The 17,957-nt window shown below is 44.1% G+C and carries 11 protein-coding genes; all 11 read right to left on the bottom strand.

What is annotated here, in order from left to right; genetic code table 11:
• Positions 1–34 precede the first annotated feature (34 nt).
• A complete protein-coding gene (locus DN752_RS22970) occupies positions 35–1,492 on the bottom strand; it encodes a sulfatase-like hydrolase/transferase (protein WP_112786145.1) in 1,458 nt (485 codons plus the stop codon).
• Between the two features lie 5 nt (positions 1,493–1,497).
• The gene (locus tag DN752_RS22965; protein WP_112786144.1) at positions 1,498–2,955 is read right to left on the bottom strand and encodes a sulfatase-like hydrolase/transferase; all 1,458 of its coding nucleotides are present in this window, start codon (positions 2,953–2,955) and stop codon (positions 1,498–1,500) included.
• Positions 2,956–2,966: 11 nt separating this feature from the next.
• Positions 2,967–5,660, bottom strand: a complete 2,694-nt coding sequence (locus DN752_RS22960) for a hypothetical protein (protein WP_162633334.1) — start codon at positions 5,658–5,660, stop codon at positions 2,967–2,969.
• Between the two features lie 200 nt (positions 5,661–5,860).
• Complete coding sequence (locus DN752_RS22955) at positions 5,861–7,186, bottom strand: sugar porter family MFS transporter (protein WP_112786142.1); 1,326 nt, start codon at positions 7,184–7,186, stop codon at positions 5,861–5,863.
• A 102-nt stretch (positions 7,187–7,288) separates the two neighbouring features.
• On the bottom strand, positions 7,289–8,533 hold the full coding sequence (locus tag DN752_RS22950) for a glycoside hydrolase family 88 protein (RefSeq protein WP_245949379.1): 1,245 nt from the start codon (positions 8,531–8,533) through the stop codon (positions 7,289–7,291).
• Between the two features lie 36 nt (positions 8,534–8,569).
• Positions 8,570–10,873 (bottom strand): heparinase II/III domain-containing protein, encoded by a 2,304-nt coding sequence (locus tag DN752_RS22945; protein WP_162633333.1) that lies wholly within the window; start codon positions 10,871–10,873, stop codon positions 8,570–8,572.
• A 16-nt stretch (positions 10,874–10,889) separates the two neighbouring features.
• Positions 10,890–12,860, bottom strand: a complete 1,971-nt coding sequence (locus tag DN752_RS22940) for a glycoside hydrolase family 97 protein (protein ID WP_245949378.1) — start codon at positions 12,858–12,860, stop codon at positions 10,890–10,892.
• A 119-nt stretch (positions 12,861–12,979) separates the two neighbouring features.
• Positions 12,980–13,933: an ROK family protein gene (locus DN752_RS22935; protein ID WP_112786138.1), complete on the bottom strand. Its 954-nt coding sequence runs from the start codon at positions 13,931–13,933 to the stop codon at positions 12,980–12,982.
• A gap of 695 nt (positions 13,934–14,628) precedes the next feature.
• Positions 14,629–15,651, bottom strand: a complete 1,023-nt coding sequence (locus DN752_RS22930; RefSeq protein WP_112786137.1) for a LacI family DNA-binding transcriptional regulator — start codon at positions 15,649–15,651, stop codon at positions 14,629–14,631.
• 368 nt (positions 15,652–16,019) lie between these two features.
• Positions 16,020–16,721, bottom strand: coding sequence for a DUF4998 domain-containing protein (locus tag DN752_RS22925; RefSeq protein ID WP_162633332.1), 702 nt, complete (start codon positions 16,719–16,721; stop codon positions 16,020–16,022).
• A gap of 14 nt (positions 16,722–16,735) precedes the next feature.
• Positions 16,736–17,947 (bottom strand): DUF5000 domain-containing lipoprotein, encoded by a 1,212-nt coding sequence (locus tag DN752_RS22920; protein ID WP_112786135.1) that lies wholly within the window; start codon positions 17,945–17,947, stop codon positions 16,736–16,738.
• Positions 17,948–17,957: the final 10 nt, after the last annotated feature.

Raw genomic sequence — 17,957 nt, 5'->3', positions numbered from 1 at the left:
CCTATTTTATGTTCCACTTTATTATTGCTATTGATTATTCAGAATCCCGCTCCCAAATATGGCTGCCTTCCAATAATGCTTTATACTCTTTCTCCAGCGATTGCTTCATCTCCGCTAATTTCTCTTGATGCTCAGTGGATAAGTCCGTCCCCTCTCCTTTGTCTTTACTGAGGTCATACAGTTGAAAATCCACCAACTTGGCATTTTTTACGGAATCTTCATTTCCGGGATAAAGGTTCAGTGTTTTGGGCAGATAGCCCTCTTCCATTTTTAGGCGTGCCAGAATTTTCCAGTCTCCTTTCCTCATCGCCACCATGTGGTCGTTGAGCGCATTATAGAAACTCCATAACAGCGGCTTATCACGCTCCTCCATTGTACCCGCTTCCAGTACAGGCAGGAAAGATTGGCCATCCAATGTATTTTCAGGCACCTCGACACCGGCCAATTCACAGAATGTAGGCATAAAGTCCAATGATGACACCACCGCATCAGAAGTGCCTTGATAAATGGACTCTCCCATCCAGTACATAATACCCGGAACCCTAAAACCTGCCTCATTTGTCCATAACTTCATGCCTTTTAGTTCTCCTGGAGAACCATAGGAATGCTTGGCACGAGCATACCTGTTCAGCGTCTCTGGGCCATTGTCTGAAGTAAAGACAATGAGGGTATTTTCACCATGGTTTTCTTCCAAATAAGCCATCAATTTCCCAACTGCCAAATCCATGTTTTCGACATTGGCAAAGTACTCGGCTTGGTGTTGGTTTTCGGCAGTAGGAAGGTACTTCTCCACCAAGTCCTGCGGAGAAGCAATAGGCTCATGAGGCTCATGAAAGGTAACCTGCAAATAGAAAGGCTTGTCTTCCGACTGCCCCTGAAGCCAACTCAATGCTTCATCCACCACTATCTGACAACTGAACCCTTCTATCTCGCCGACATCCTGACCATTTCTGACAAAATTATTGGGATTTTCATGACTTGGTGCAGCATTATTATGGGTAGCAAACCAGTGGTCGAACCCAAAATGGTCAGGGGTAGGCTGTTTGGCTGGTTGGTTGAACAATGAGCTACAGTGCCATTTTCCGGATAGACAAGTGGCATATCCTGCAGATTTTAGCCTTGCGGGAATGGTTTCCTCATCAGCTTGTAGATGGACCAAGTCCCGGTTATTGGGTCGTTTTCTACTTCCCCCAATTATAAAATCATAAATACCGGCCCTGTTTGGGCTCCTACCGGTCAGCAATCCCACCCTGGATGGTGAACATACAGGAGCTGCCGAATAAAAGTTGGTGAACTGTATTCCCTTGGCCGCCATATCGTCCAAGTTGGGCGTTTGGATCACTGGATGGCCATAAGCCCCCAAATCCCCGTAGCCCAAATCATCACACAGAATAACAACAATATTGGGCTGGCTTGCCCTTTCCTTCTTCTGTTCACAGGAAAAGGCCAACACGGCCAGGATTAACAACAAGGTGGTATTGATATTTTTCATTATTTCTATTCTTGGTTCCAAAGTCGGTAAGGGTCATCGTGCTTCACCATTTCTTCCAGCAGAAGGGCTTCCATTTCTTGAAGCTTATCTGAGTACTCCGGATGGGTGGCCAAGTTAGTTTCCATTTTGGCAGCCCTTTGATGTTCCGGAAGAAATTCATGTGGGTTTTCGGCCAGGTTGAAAAGCTGTGTTTCCCTCACTTCTCCATCCATCACATCGTATTTTATGAGTTTCCAGTCTCCCTTTCTTACTGTCCGCATGCCGGGCTTGGTACCACCACAATACACCCCGTACTGGACTTCCCTTATGGTTTCCTTTTGCCCCATAAGGACTGGCTTAAAACTAGCTCCTTCTACAGTTTCAGGAATGGCTATTCCTGCCAAATCACATAAAGTCGGGAGCACATCCAATAAATAGATATTCCCTTCCACACGGCGACCAGGCTGGATACCCGGCCCCTTCACTATGAACGGCACTCTCCATGTGTGCTCGTACAGGTTTTGTTTGCCCATCAGTCCATGCCTTCCTATGGACATACCATGGTCAGAGGTATAAATAATGTAGGTATTGTCCAGCTCCCCCATTTTTTCAAGCTTTTGGAGGACCTTTCCCAATTGGTCGTCAATATTCTCTGAGCAGGCATATTCCCGTCCCAGCTCATTTCTGACCGTTTGCTCATCCCGATTTTTCCATACGCCGCTTACACGTTCTTCATCTCTAAGCTCCGGATGTCCATGAAAAAAAGGATGCTCGATCAAATAGTTTTCTTGCAGGGGCGGTTGCTTTGGATTGGCCGGTGGAAGGCTGTTTTTATCCCTATGGTTGACAGCGCCATACTTATCCAATAGCTCGGGCGTGCCGTCCCGTGTATCATGTGGATGGGAAAACCCAAAATAAATTAAAAAAGGATCTTCTTCCCTATTCGCTTCACGATCTTCCAAGTACGCCAACACTTGCTTGGAATGCCAAGCGCTACCTGTCTCCTCAGTACCTCCCCGTTTGGTAGCATCCTCTATTACCGTAAATTGCCGATTGGCTCCTGGGTAGGAATTTCCCTTCTTACAGGTCCTCATCGTTTTATATCCAGCTTTATTGAAAACAGCCGGAAGACTCTGCTCGTCCAATGGATGAGGGTCAGTCTGCTTTTGGAATTCCGCACTGGGAGGAAGGTGCCAAAGTGTTCTTCCCGTCATGATCATATGACGCGAGGGAGTACACACCGCACCGTTCATGGATCCCATATGGCGGGCACTTTCGAATACCATCCCCGAACTGGCAAGTTGGCTGATATGTGGAGTTTCCAATACCGACTTGCCATCATACACCTGCAAGTCGAATGGAGACTGATCATCCCCTACCACGAATAGAAAATTGGGCCGTTTGGGAGGAGTTTTTTGGGTAAAAGATGCCATCATCCCTCCCAAAAAAAGCACCATGACGATGTGTAAATACCTATTGTTCATTTTACTTATACTTACTTGCTTGGATGTATTCTAATGTTCTTACCTGCCGAAAATTCCTTTTTATCCCCACCTGGCAGCTTAATCATGACAGGCTTATCGGCCGAATAAGCTACTATTCCATTTTCTATTGTCAAGGAGGCACTTACTTCTCCTTCAATGGCTGCTAGATGGTATCCTCCATACCCTATCTGGCCTCCTTTGCCCAAATAAAGGTAGGTCAATTCATCATTTTTTAACGATACTACGCCAAAGATACCTTGAAAAACACTTCCTGCTGGGGTTTCATAAACCTCCTTATCTATCGCATTGTGTATCAGTTGTCTGGTGTTATCAGAGCCTACCTCTAAAGCTACAAACCGATCAGTGCTCTGGATCGTAGAAACTGCCTTCAATGAATTCTCCCCTTTTTTATATGTTTCAAAAACAGCTACAAATGGACTTTCTGAAGCGTTGTTTCCTTTTTGCCTTACCAGTAAAGTGGGTGTTTTTTGGGGAGCTTTGTTGACTTGGCCGGGAGTTACATCCGGACGGAGGGTAGTCGGTGGAGCATCCATTACGAACAGTTCCCTGCCTTCTTGCCCCATCATCCACATGTCCACGTTCAACGCCGGAGCAACGGAATCGATGGTCCAGGTGGCTTTGAAATCATCAGCATACCGCGCTTTTCTTGTATTTTCAAAAAAGGAGTAAGCTTCGTGGGGAGGATTTTCTATACTGCTGTTTTCCAACGTAATCGGGGTATCACCAGTATCACTTAGGGTCATACGGTTACCCAAATTATGATGGATGTAATCATTCTCTGCTAGGTCTGACCTGAAAATATCCAGGTAGTATCCAGAAGTAGGAGAAGTTCTGATCATCGCAATTAATCTTCGCTTCTCATCTGCCGAGACATCAGCAAATGAACAAAATTCCGAGGTCACACTTTCATTGTAAAATTGTCCGCTCGGTACCATTGGGTCCATGGCATTAACGGTGATCTCTCCTTTGGAATATCCCTGCACAATGGTATTACTGGCTACAGGTCCACTATAGTAGCCCATGTCCGGTGTCCAATATGATTCGTATGCAGCTCCGTCAGGTGCCAGTGCATAACCATTTCCGTAAAACTGCCAAGCCAGGCCATTCGAAGATAAGTGACTTCCATGCATGCCGCCATATAGGGTAAACATCATGCCGTTTTCATCGTCATTTCCATTTCGCATAATCATGTGCCGATGAAATGGAGAATATGCAGCACGATGGTAAGGCAGGGTGTTTTCTGTAGTATTGATCGGTTGGTTGAGAATAATCCTTCTCCAATCCACTTCGGACCTGTCATACTGATCCGAGGCTATTCCCTTGTTGATGACAGTGGCTACTTTTTTGGCCTCATCAGTGATTCCTTCCCAAGTATAATAGGTCAGTAATCGTTCAAAAACCTCGTAGTTTAAGGGGCCTCCCCGCATATCTCCAAACACCACCAAGTTTCCCCTGGCATCCAGCCAACCTAAATTGGCCATGGCAGCTTTTTGGATCATGGGGTTTTCTCCTAGCGTATTGATTCCTGCTTGGTAAAGGGGCAAGGCCATTTCCAGCAATGCTCCTATCATGCCTGAAGCATAGCCGGGAGATTCTGGCCAAAGGCCTGTCTCTTTATTGTAATTCTCCAGGATCTTAGGGAGAGGTGCATGAAACGCTGTAGATATCTCAGTGTAATAGGGAATATAATGCTCCATTCCTTTCCCATCATTGTAATACTCATCCTCCTCAAGGACTAACATACTTATCAGCACATGTCTATAGCGATTGACATTCCAGTTGCCCTTCGCCCCGCCTCTGACCAGTCCTATCTCGATAAATCGCTTGAAGACATCACCTGCCAGGTCCGTCACGTTCATGTCCAGTTGGGACAGGTGTTCATGAGGATTTGCCAACATATAATCATGGACAAAGTCGTATGTGGTAGCCGCTGGCACTTGCCGGTCATCATGGATCACTTCATAGTCATAGTAGCCCATGATCCCGCCGGGAGCATAGCCCCCTAGACCTCCAGTAGATTCTTCCGGATCCAATGGTGGCTTCATATAGTAAGTCCCCAATAGCCAAGTCCAGAGAATATCAGCAGAAAACTTAGCGTACTTTTCCTCTTTGGTCAGGTAGTAGGCAAATGCAGATTTTTCGGCCAGTTGGAGGATTTCCTTATTATTGTTACGGATCATATGGCCACTCTCCTTGTAGGGCACCAATACGGGCGTCTTGTCACCGGAAGACCTGCTCACGCCCAGCATATCACCACTCTCATTGTACGGAATGCGGTCTTTCAAGGGAACATTTTGAAAGTCATTCCATTTCCGCATTCCTGGGAGTCGTACAGTAGGTACTGGCGCATTTCCTTCACCATAGTCCCAGTCTTGCCCTTTGATATAACATTGGGTATAGCGCTCACCTTCCTCCCAATACATGGCCAGCCTAGAAGTGATCCATTCAGGGTCGGACTGATGTCGCTCTACATAGGGAGCTATTTCACCAAGTAGTTTTTCCCAACTTTCATTGGCCCATTCTTGGCTTTTTATTTTTTGTAAAATTTCTTCTCGTTCAGCTTTCCCAGCATATAGGCGTGGATGCTCTTTACCGTTATGGACGCTGGACTGCCCAAAGGCTCCAGCGCATAGCAACATCAGGACTAGCAGGTTTTGTAAAAACATTAAATTTCCTTTTCTCACGATTAGTTACTTTTGATGGCATAGCCATCTGGGTTCATGTTGAGTTTATTACTTGGTTTTTACCAAAATTCGTCATTGATCACCTTTATTACCAGTACAATATTTCCCTCCTTCTACATTAGATAAACCAAATCCCAAGCTACAGCTAAAATGTTTTACCTTTTTCAAAAACAGGCTAGCAGAACTGATCAAAAAGCGAGCTATCTGATCAGTTCTTTTTGGAGTTGTTCGAGGGATTTTCCTTTGGTCTCCGGAAGCATCTTTACAGCAAACCATAGATGAAGGACCATGGCGAAGAAAAAGAATCCAAAAGCGATGGCGCCTCCATTTTCCATTTCTGCCACCACAGGGAAAGTCCAAGTCATTACCGCAGCCCAAAACCAATGGACAAATGTCCCAAATGCTTGACCACTTGCCCTGACCGCATTGGGAAATATTTCAGAAATAAATACCCAAATGACCGCGCCTTGGGAAAAGGCAAAACTGGCAATAAAACCGATAAGGTAAATCAACACACCATATCCAGAAAAATTCTGAACATGGAATGAATAAGCCGTCAATCCTAAGCTGACAATCATCCCCACCGAACCGATAATCAATAATTTTTTTCTGCCGATCTTATCTATGACAGACATCGCGATGACGGTAAAAACCATATTGGTAAGACCAATGGCAATGGCCTGCAATAAAGCGGTATCCTCTGCCAGCCCTGTCATCCCGAAGATCCTTGGCGCATAATACATGATCGCATTAATCCCGGAAAACTGGTTGAAGGTGGCCAAGAGAAATGCCAATAATAATGGATAACTGTATTGCTTACTGAACAGCCTTACCTTTTTGCTAGCCTGGTCTTTATAGAGAGAGTCTTTGATTTCAGTAAAGGTTTGGGTAGGATTTAGCGTTCCCAATTTCTGAAGTACCTGCAAAGCCTCATCTTCTCTCCCCATCTTCACCAACCACCTAGGGCTCTGTGGAATCGTAAAGAGCAACACCAAAAACAATGCTGCTGGCAATGCTTCCACACCAAGCATCCATCTCCAAGCTTCCTGATCAATTAGGTTATTGATGATGTAGTTGGAGAAAAAAGCCAAAAGGATCCCGAAAACGATATTGAACTGAAAGAGTCCTACCAGCCTGCCTCGATATTGGGCAGGAGCGATTTCTGAAATGTACATGGGGCCGAGTACCGAGGAAGCACCTACTCCTAAGCCACCAAGAAAACGGTAAAAGAGAAATCCCTCCCAAGAGGAAGAATAAGCACAGCCCAAGGCAGATACGGCATAAAATACCGCTAACACGACCAATGTATTCCTTCTTCCAAATGCATCTCCTGGCTTTCCTGCAAACATGGCCCCAAAAATGGTCCCTATCAATGCAATGGCATTGGTAAAACCATGGGCAAATCCTTCCAGATGGAATACATCCTTGATGGATTGTTCGGCGCCTGAAATCACGGCGGTATCAAAGCCAAACAGCAAGCCTCCCAAAGAGGCCACTATAGCTCCCAAAAACAGTTTCTTGGTCATATGATCAATACAGTTTATTCATTATCGATTAATTGTAACTTGGTATTTTACCTAGAATATGCATTAGCCTGTCTATTACAATTGCTAATGCATAAACCGGGTTTAACTTAATATGTCCTTTCCTTCCTTCAGTTTTTTCAGTCTGATCAAGCCTTCCACGTAATAATAGTCAGCGTAATTGATAGAGGCATCTATCTCAGATCCTGCGGGATAGTGACCTGTGGAATGCAACAAGAAAGCGGAATTCTTTTCCCCGCTCTGATAGCGATCGGAAGAAAGTTCTTGAAGCATTTTTTCAGCCAAATCCTGGTATTTTGCCCCCTTTTCACCACCGACATAACTGCCAAGCTCCAGAAGTGCAGAGGCAGTCACAGCGGCAGCCGATGCATCCCGCGGAGCATTGGGGATGTCAGGTGCCGAAAAATCCCAATACGGTATCAAATCCTCAGGCAACTGGGACAGATAGACATCAGTGACCTTTTCTGCGAATTCAAGGTACTCGGGATCCTTGGTTTCCCTATAGACCATGGTATATCCATATATAGCCCAAGATTGTCCTCTTGCCCACATGGTACTGTCCGAATACCCTTGATGGGTCACGCCTTTGATTTTGTCTCCGCTCTCACGATCGTACACTACTACGTGGTAAGAAGAATAATCCTCCCTAAAATGATGCTCCATAGTGGTCTGGGCATGGTCTATGGCTATTGACTCATATTTTTCCTTGCCACCGTTATCGGCACTCCATAGCAGCAGCTCCAAGTTCATCATATTGTCCATGATGGTATTATGTTGGGGCCATTCCATATTGGGAACATCCCGCGGCCAACTCAAAATGGTGCCAACATTTGGATTGTACAGCGTGGTCAGTTGCTCGGCTGCACCTAGGATAGCTTGCTTATAGTCAGGTTCTCCTGTCAGCCTATATCCGTTGCCAAAACTGCAATAAACCTGAAAACCTATGTCATGGTCCAGCGGTGGACGTTGGGACAAGGGGGTCAAGAAGCGGGTATATTTATCAGCAGCAGCCTTCCATTGGTCTGTCTGGGCGTATTCATACAGATACCAGAGGGTACCCGGCCAAAACCCACTGGTCCAATCCTCTACAGGAACATACCGCCAAGCTGTTTCTCCTTTATTGATAGTACGTGGAAAAACAGAGTCCTCAGGTATCATTTGCAGTGTTTTCTCCGCTTGTGCCAAACAATAGTCCAGCTGAGCGTCCACATTGAACCCCTCCTTTTTTACAGTTTCCTGTTCATTATTTTGCTTTTGACCGTTGCATGCTCCCAGCACCAAAAGCCCAGAAAGCAATGCAATTGTTATGGTCCTACTTTCTAACATCATATTTCTTATAGTTTCATCTTTATTGGCAATCATTCTTTATTTATCGGACAGGCGAAATGTAAACAGCCCACTCTCTTCATCCACTGAATGGTTTACGGACTGTCCATTTACTTGAAAACGCTCAAAAGACGATCCGTTCATGCTGACTTTTGCCCCTGCTTGCCCATCGATATAGGCTTTTCCATCATCATCAAACCCAAATTCCCCGTACAATTTGGACAGGGAATGCACCATTACTTGTCCATCTCTTCGCAAATAGCTGCCGTGACCGACAAATAGCTTTTTGACATTTTCGCTTGTTGTACGGTCACTTCCGACATCAAAGGTCAATGCGGTCAGGTAGGCGTCGGTTTCCCAACCGTTCATGTTGATGACACTGTTACGGTGTTTCAAGCGACCATCGGCCAGCAGATTAAAATATACTTCTGTGACCTCCCCTCCTTGGGTAATCCTAACACCCAAGAAGTCCTTTCCTTCAAACGGCTCTACTTCCGGTACAGGCTGGCCATCTTCTTTCAAGACAATAGCATTCACAAACTTGGTACGTGCGGATTCTTCAAAATGACTGATGGACCAATAAGGCACTTTATTTTCTGGTTCATGGTCTTTGTACCCCATTTTTTCCTCAAGCCTCATCTGCTCGGGAAAGTCATGTGGCAGGCCAGCATCAGGAAAAGTCTCTGGAAACAACGGACGAACCAAGACTTCCGCATCACCTTCCTTGATGGACAAATCCTTTCCACTTCTTTTGGACACACCATTGTAATGCAATAGCCATTCAAATTTTCCGGGCTGATGTGCCAGCAGGTCATCGATCACCAGTATCACATCCCCGACCCAAAGAAAACTACGGTAATTTCTTCTCAACAAGTGGGCATATGGTCCCGATGCATCAGCCAAAAGGTATTTGTAGTGGTCTCCGTCGATGAGGTGATGTAAATCTCCATGATTCACCGTACCGAAGTAGGGGTCTTTTCTATCCTGCCCTTTACCATCCCATAAAATGACATTGTGCGCTTCACTTTGACAATAATATGTGGTGTACAAGGGATTGCCATAGGACGAATTTCCTGAATCAATAATCAAATTTTTTCCTTGATGAAAGAGGATAAATGATCCTGCGTCTGCATGGGCATGGTTCCAGCTAAAACCTGATTTTACAGCCAGCATAGTGGCGTCATTTTCCCAGGAATTCCGCATTGTGGCCCAGTCCATCTCTTTGTACAAATGCGAGTGCGCCAAATCTGGTGTGTAATCACCCTCCAACGTTGGAAGGTCAGGGTATAGGATCAGTCCGTTGGGTGAGTTCACCTCCAGTCCTTCTTTATCACTGCCTTTGTTCACCTGATTGAGGTACCAAGTATACCGATCATCCCGGTAGCCCAAGTTATACAAAAGTACCACACAGGAGTTGCCATTTCGGTGCACATTGGTATCGCCAAAATTCACGGATAGTGGAAGATCACCCTCTACGTAATAGGTCGTATGGATAAAAAAATCAACGACTTTTTCCAAAATGGGAAAGTCCTCCTGCTCCATAGAAGGCATGGCCTGCTCTAGGGCATAACGAAAAAGTAAGTACTGGGAAACACCATAAGCAGCGTAGTTTATGCTCTCATAAAAGCCACCGTCTTGGTCAAAAGTCGGGATCTTATTTTGCAGCACACTTCCTGAATACCCAATCCACTCGCCGGCAGTACCAGCGATTTCTTCTATCCATCTTTCTGCCTCAGGAATTTCGTTGCGAACGGCAATGGCCGATAGTCCTGCCATGTATACGCAAGCACTCCACCAATTGTGTCCCATGGTATCGAAGGTATGAAAGCTGGTTTCTGGATCCAGCCAATTCTCCATCTGTGGCTTGATGCCAAGCCTCACGATACCCTTTGCTATTTTTTGTTTATCGTCCTCCGATAGATGTTCATAAGCTGCATCAAACCCGAGCGATAAAAAAAACGAAGTATGGGAAGTCCTTAAGCCTCCTTTCCAAGAGGGTGTTCTGTTGAGGAGCCCTTGGCTTTCCCACGTATCCTTGTCGATATTGGCCAATAAAATTTCCCGGATCTTTTCGGCAAATGCCTCCCTACCTGTCATGCGGTAAGCCAAAGCCAAAACCTGGCAATCTGAGGCACTTTGCCGATCAGATTTTACCACTTGCTCGGCCTTGCGCAACTGATCCTCCCAAGCATCAGCTATTTTATCGTCATTTTCTACTTGGGTCTTTAACCGTTCTATATTATCGGCAGTATGTAACAGGTATTGTCTTTTTTGGGCATAGCCATGTTGGCTCCATCCCAGCATCAAAACACCAATTACCAATGAATAAAATACCTTGATCATAAACTGTTTACTTTTTTTACAAACTACCATTTGGTAATTTTTCAATTTTTCCGGAACCTGATGCGGGCGAGAGATGAACCGCTGCCCCACCACTGGCCTCTAAGGAAAACCTCAACTGGTCTTCTGCATTCACGGTATAGCGAAGGATCCTGACATTGGTCCTCGTATCCATCGAAGGATCATCTATATAAATATGGGCGATATAGGATTTATCTTTATCCAGAAAATCCAAACTATAGGCGACCTCCCGAGAGGCGGTATTGGTAATACTCCCGATAAACCAGTCCTCACCAGACTGCCGTGCTACGGTGATGAACTTGCCAATTTCCCCATGCAGGACTTGGGTATCATCCCAGACGGTCTTCACCTTGTCAAAAAACGCCAATTCAGGCTCTCCTCGGTAAAAGCCCGGCTTATCATACCAATAGAGGTATTGCAAAGGACTATAATAAATGGCTGCCAAGGCCAATTGATGGGCATGGGTGGTCTTGATGCGATTGCTGAAATAACAAATAGTATAATCCCCGGCACCAGCCAAATAGCGGGTAAAAGGCAAAATGGTGTTATGATCAGCATCAGGCATTTCTTCATTTCCTCTAATACCTTCCTGCGTCATCAAGTTGGGATAAGTCCGGCTAAAACCCGTGGGACGATATTCATCATGGACATTGACCATGAGCTGATGGTCTGCGGCTTTTCTTATGGCCTCATGTAACCAGGTAGTCCACTTATCCGAACCAATGTGGACGAAGCCAAATTTCACACCCTTCAGTCCCCACTTTTGATATAATGGCAGTAGCTCATCCAGTTGTTGTGCCAAGGCCCGTTGATTGACATAAACGATGATACCAATGTCCTTACTGGCGCCATAGTTGATTACTTGCTGCAAATCCAAGTCCTTTTCAGGATCCACCGTAGTTGCGTCGGAAGACATTTTCATTTCTGGACCATACCATCCCGCATCCAAGTGGACATACTGGAGGTTTCTGGACACCGCAAAATCCACGGCTTCTTTAGCTGCTTTAGTGGTCAGATCAGAGCGAAATACCTTTCCAGGCTTTATCCATGAAGTGTTTTCGATTTTATTTTCAGGATTGAGGTTTAAGATCAGGTCATTGTTCTCAATCAATTTTCCCGGTGTATCTGCCGCCATGATTACTCGCCAGGGCGTTTGGTACGGCGTAATGACATCTACTGTATTATACAGGGAAGTTTCGAGCGTATTGGCCTGATGATTGCTAAGTCGAAACTTGGTGCGTGCAAAATCCACGAGTCTCGCTTCGGTCAAAGCGACGGTAATGCCATTTTTAAGACTTAAGGTAAGAGGTCGCTCACTCTCTTCATCCCAGCCTTCAAGTGGTCTACGTTCATACGGACCCTGCGCCCAGCGTTCATAGTACGCATAGGTTTCTGCTGGAAATGTAAAGGAGGTTTGCTCACCTGTGATATGTAAAAAAAGTCCGTTTTTGGTTTCTGGAAAGGAATAACTAAAGGCTATACCACTATCATAGGCCCGGATCACAAGATCCATTTCGTATTGTTGGCGCTTATCGTAAGAGGTCCCTGAATGGCCTTCTTCCACTCCCCCTTCTTGGTCACCAAACTTCTGGAAGTGAAGCGTCAGCTCATTATATTGATCGACCACTTCCTTACGCTCCCCATACAATGGCTCCCAAGTCTCATTGTGTTGGTCACTGCTCACCCCAACCAGGTCAAGGTTTTGGCTCCAGTATTCGGTAGTATCATTGGGGACGGCTAGTGCAGATTCGAAAAGTTGGTTTTTAATCAAAACACCAAGTTTAGATTCTAAGATGATGTCTTTCTCCTTAAACTTGACCGCATAAAACAATTGTTTTCCACCTTGGTCTAATTCCTTTTGGTATACGCGGAATTCAAAATCCCCATTGGGCGAGAGCAGTTCTTTTTTGGTTTCTTTGATTATTTCTTGTCCTCTGCAAAATGGTGTTACCAAAATGGCTAAGGACATTAGTATCACTTTTTGTAAGGTTACATTAAGCATGGGTTAGTAATTTGGGTTATTGGGTAAATGGGTTTTTCCTAGGTGCCAAAGAGTATCTCCCTTAAGTACCGGAATGGGATCACTTCCTAATTTTCTTCATACACTGATTTTTCTTTCCCCACGAGCAGGGCTGCACCAAATACCCCTGCACTGTCACCTAATTTGGCTTTCACCAATGGAGCATCGAAACTTCTATTGAAGACCATCTGATTCAGTGTTTTCAAACTATCGGAATAAATCTGTTTGATATTGCTTACTCCGCCTCCCAAGACAATCACGTCTGGATCGATGACATTGACCACTACACTAAGGGCTTTCCCAAAACTGTGGATCAATCGATCCATCGTTTGTTGGGCATGTGGGTCTATGCCTGATTCAGCAAGAAGGGAGATTTCTTGCATGGTTTTCTTTTTTCCTGATATTCTATGGTAAAATCGCTCCAAAGCAGGGCCGGAAAACACCTGTTCATTGCATCCTGATTTGCCACAATAACAGCTGTCACCACCCTCTTCGAGGAAGTTATGCCCCCATTCTCCTCCTATGCCGTGCTTGCCATTGATGATCTCTCCTCTGACCACTACGCCGCCACCTACACCAGTGCCCAGTATCACTCCAAACACCACATCGGCTGCTGGGTAAAGCTCCTGAACGATCCCTATTTTGGTTTCGGCTAGGGCAAAGCAATTGGCATCGTTGGCCAAAATGACCTCTATTCCTAGCTTTCGCTCCAGGTCATCCTTAAATGGCTTACCGTTTACCACCGTAGCATTACAATTCTTCATTTCATTCTTTTGGGGAATATATGTCCCCGGGCTACCTACTCCTATCACCATTGGCTCATATCCTGCCTTCTCTTTCATCGTATTGAAGAGTTTGGAAAATTGATCCAAAATATGCTCGTACCCTAAATGGGATTCAGTCTTCACGCGAAATCTAAAGATGACTTCAGGTTTCTTTGCCGAATGCAGTATGACCCCTTCTATCTTTGTCCCTCCAAAATCTATCCCCCAAAGATTATCCTCATTAAAACATTCTTTCATTTATCTAATTCTATTAAAATCACCAAATTTTATTATTCTAGGTTTATTTTATGAAGTTGGGTGCATATTGGCCTTAACATTAACGAAAACAGAGGCGGACCTCTGCTTTCGTTGTTAACCTAATAAAACCTTTTAAAAAAGATTATTAATTATTCAAGACTTCCGAACTCTCACAAATCCTGAATGGTAGATAAAAACCCAAATCATTAATCAAAATATACAATGATTACCCAAATACTTTTCAGAAATATAAACTGCAATTATCATATATCACTTATTTTTACTGCACTAAAATAAGTTATCACGTCATTTTCAGGACCAATAATAACACAAATCAAATGCATTGTTCTTTACTTCATTTCTCAAATATATAATCTTTTATTAAAAGGTTTTACTTTTAAGTAATAAAAATAAAACCTTTTATAAGATCACATTACTATCAAAACCTTAATTTCTACTTATGTATCTTCCATGCACAACCCAATGGAACTAAGAAACATGGTCCCAGTATCAATACAGAAGCACTGTCCTGCTCCTTCCCCACACAGCCTACTCTTGTTGCAAAAGCATTTATATAAACTACACTGCTTTGGAATAAAACTAGTTCAAATTAACCATTAAAATGTTTTACTTTAAGAATGTTTAACAAAATAGGATTAATAGGAAGAGCCTTGGACCCGCTAAACGTATCCCTGTTAATTTTTGAAGCTGGATTGACGGATCACCAAATTCCCTGGCAATTCGGAATGGATAATATGTCCATTAGAATTGGTGTTTTTCAGTTGCTTAAGCATAATCTCCATTAATTTTTCGGCAATGGATTCGATGGGTTGGGAGAGACAAGAAATCTGCGGCGTATACAGCTCAAAGACTTCATTATCATCAAAACTCATTACCCCTACCTGATCAGGGATAGTAATATTTCTATTTTTAAGCACTCTCAATCCACTTTTGGCCAAATAGTTGGTGGCAAAAAACAAGCCATCCAAATTAGGATTTTCATCCAGGAAGTCTTCTATGATGTTATAGGCTTTGAGTGTTTTGAAATCCTTAAAATTGATCCTCAGTGTGTAGTTAGATAAACCATACAAGGAAACGGCCCTGTCATACCCTTCCAGTCGGTCTACCATCTGGGACTGCCCAGACTCCAGCGTAACGAAACCAATATTACGAAACCCTCCTTCTATCATGTGCTTAAGCGAAAGAAAAGTGCTTTCCTGGTTATTGATGACCACATGACTTACGTCCAAGTCCGCAAAATACCTATCAAACAGAACTAAAGGGTGGCCATCATCAGCTAGGCTCTTGATGTCCTTTTCGAAGCCATCAGGAGGGGTAATAATATAGCCATCCACTTGTCTATCTTTAAACATTTGGATAAGGTCACGTGTTTTGTCCGGATCGTTTTCTGTACTGCAGAAGATCAGTTTATACCCATTTTGGTAAGATTTTTCTTCCATTAACCGCGCTATACTGGAAAAAAATGCATCTGAAATATCCTCGACCATAAAAACAATGATGTTGGATTTTCCCGTCCTGAGTCCTTGGGCAAGCTGATTGGGCTTATAACCTACTTTTTTTACATAATCCTCCACTTTTTTGATTACTTCTTCACTAATCTTCCCCTTGGCTTTCTTGTTCAGTATAAAAGAAACAGTCGTAATCGAAACATTGAGGTCCTTCGCTATATCGGTAATGGAAATTTTCTTCTTTGCCATAATGACGTAAATATAATTATAATTTACTTTAATGGTAGCCTTGACAGTTAAACGATTTAAAATGCAAAATAATCAGGAAATTCAAACCCAAAGTCAATACCGTTTAGGTAATCACGGAATAGGCATTCGTCTATCTAAGCGACCCGCCGCTGGCTAATAGGCATGTCCACAGAAGTCCTGACCTAATGTCTTCTAAATCGACCATTAAGCCTTAGTTTCTGGTTCTATCAGGCAGTTAGACAGGGTAACCGTCCACCTTGGCAGACGGTTACACCGCCAAACTAACTAATTTTTCTTGCACTTCCCGCTCTTACCGTTATCCCTAGGGCCAGGCCACCACTCAGGCGGCCTGGCATAAAACAAGCCCATTAGGGAAGGGAAATATCCGGTACCATCACAACTGATGGATTAGCCATAAAATCCTCAAAAGAGGTAGAAGTAGGTCGATATGCTGTAATGATCGTCAGCTCACTACCTTCCTTTACAGCTTCTATAATGGTCTCAGAATCTTCATTTGGTACTTCGATGCTATGAACCTCTCCCATTGGGTCTTCATAAGTCAGCTGGGTATAAGTACTTGTACCGATGGGAGATGACCAATTGATAGTCAATTCGTTTTGGTCATTCATCTCCATATTACTTATAGCCCTGTTCATCAGTCGATCTATATAAGCTTCTCCATAGACCCTAGCCGTGACTTCTTCCCTGATAGAGCTATTTCCATAATCATCAAAAAAGAAAACACCAAAAGTATACTCTCCTTCAGGAAGCTCCATGTCCACGGTGATGGTATCAGCCCCTGCATGCTTGCGGTTCACCTCAAACTCATGATGGATGGTTTCGTCAATGGTATTGATCAACCCCTTCGTGATTTTGGGATCAGCATTTATGGCTATGTTAAACTTCAGCTTTTCAAAGCCTTCTTCTACCATTACCGAATCGGCTTTTCCTACATAGACGGTCTCACCATCTACCAAAAACTCGTCATAGGTCTCCATAGTGGTCTCACAGGCCACCAAGCCTGCACCCATTATCATGACCAACAGTACTTTCGTTATATTCGAAATCATTCTTTTTGACGTCTTCATTGTTCTACTTCTTGTCCCCAAAAATTAATTTCCATTATGTGCATAAACTTACCACCGGACCACGATTCCTTGTTTACAAACCTTATGTACCGCACCGGTGGCGCTTCCACATTACAGTCAAACTCCTCGCCTGCTGCGGCAGCTGCTTGATCCTCGGCACTATTACTTCCTTCAGGTCCACCGGATGGCTTGAAGTCTTCGCCGTTATCTACTAGCTTCACCCAACCTTCTAGGCTTCCATTACTATCTTCAGGAAGTTCATCAATTCCCCACAGATCAAATAAACGGGGATTACCGTGCCTGAATATCCAGCCACCTTGCCGTTGCCAAAACTTAAACCTACTTAACTTAACAGTGGTACCTAAGTCCATGGTAAACATATGGTAAGATTCGGTATATGGAGCCACCACATGACCTGGCTCATCCTGAGCGGTGTGAAAGCCATTGCCACCTAGGGTATTGTTCCACATATTGGTCTTCACCCAACCGAAGGCATCTTCCTGATCACCTGTAAGAAATATATCCCTGAAGTTCTCTATTGGAATAAAGGATTCCTTTAAGGGGGTGATTTCCTCTTCATAGGTATCCGTGATATTGTTCCATCGGTCGATGACCTTCACGGCAAATTTCTGTAACCTCACATCAAAGCCCCGAAAAGCGATCGAATTTTGCTGGTCATTATTGACAAAAGTGGACTGGGTATATACCAAGTTTCCGCTATCATCTTCACTGTACAGCAAAATCTCAGCTGACAAGTTATTGGAGTTATCAAACCGTAGCCTCACACCTCCAAAGTCCTCTACCAATTCCATGGTCTCATAAAATTGATCGATGGGTGCTTTTTCAGGATTTATGCTAACATTCACCGGTTCGGATTTGTTATTGCTCCGGTCCACCACAATCAGGCTTACCTGACGCTCCTTGATCTCCCGCAGGCCTTCTACTGTTATGAAATTCTTATAGATGGATGACTTGGTCACGACTTCCTTCCCATCGTCACGTGTATAATGGGCTTCTACCAAAAGTGCATCTTCGTCTTGTGGAGTGGCATATTCTATTTTTGCCCCTCCGGGCAAATTGCTCACGACCACCTCCCCTATTTTGCCGGGAGGCACCCCATCTTCTGGATAAGGCTCGATATACTCCTCCTCACACGAGAAGCAAGCCAGCAAACTGAATATCGCTAGTATTTTTATATTGATGTTCATAATATTCGAT

Origin of the sequence: Echinicola strongylocentroti (genome assembly GCF_003260975.1) — a bacterium.
GTDB classification, from domain to species: Bacteria; Bacteroidota; Bacteroidia; order Cytophagales; family Cyclobacteriaceae; genus Echinicola; species Echinicola strongylocentroti.
Note: the sequence above shows the minus strand (reverse complement) of the source record. Positions and strands in the feature narration are given on the sequence as shown.

Excerpts from the sequence above, each read along its gene's own strand:
- DN752_RS22970 (WP_112786145.1), bottom strand. The coding sequence starts at position 1,492 with ATGAAAAATATCAATACCACCTTGTTGTTAATCCTGGCCGTGTTGGCC.
- DN752_RS22965 (WP_112786144.1), bottom strand. The coding sequence starts at position 2,955 with ATGAACAATAGGTATTTACACATCGTCATGGTGCTTTTTTTGGGAGGG.
- DN752_RS22955 (WP_112786142.1), bottom strand. The coding sequence starts at position 7,186 with ATGACCAAGAAACTGTTTTTGGGAGCTATAGTGGCCTCTTTGGGAGGC.
- DN752_RS22950 (WP_245949379.1), bottom strand. The coding sequence starts at position 8,533 with ATGATGTTAGAAAGTAGGACCATAACAATTGCATTGCTTTCTGGGCTT.
- DN752_RS22945 (WP_162633333.1), bottom strand. The coding sequence starts at position 10,873 with ATGATCAAGGTATTTTATTCATTGGTAATTGGTGTTTTGATGCTGGGA.
- DN752_RS22940 (WP_245949378.1), bottom strand. The coding sequence starts at position 12,860 with ATGTCCTTAGCCATTTTGGTAACACCATTTTGCAGAGGACAAGAAATA.
- DN752_RS22935 (WP_112786138.1), bottom strand. The coding sequence starts at position 13,933 with ATGAAAGAATGTTTTAATGAGGATAATCTTTGGGGGATAGATTTTGGA.
- DN752_RS22930 (WP_112786137.1), bottom strand. The coding sequence starts at position 15,651 with ATGGCAAAGAAGAAAATTTCCATTACCGATATAGCGAAGGACCTCAAT.
- DN752_RS22925 (WP_162633332.1), bottom strand. The coding sequence starts at position 16,721 with ATGATTTCGAATATAACGAAAGTACTGTTGGTCATGATAATGGGTGCA.
- DN752_RS22920 (WP_112786135.1), bottom strand. The coding sequence starts at position 17,947 with ATGAACATCAATATAAAAATACTAGCGATATTCAGTTTGCTGGCTTGC.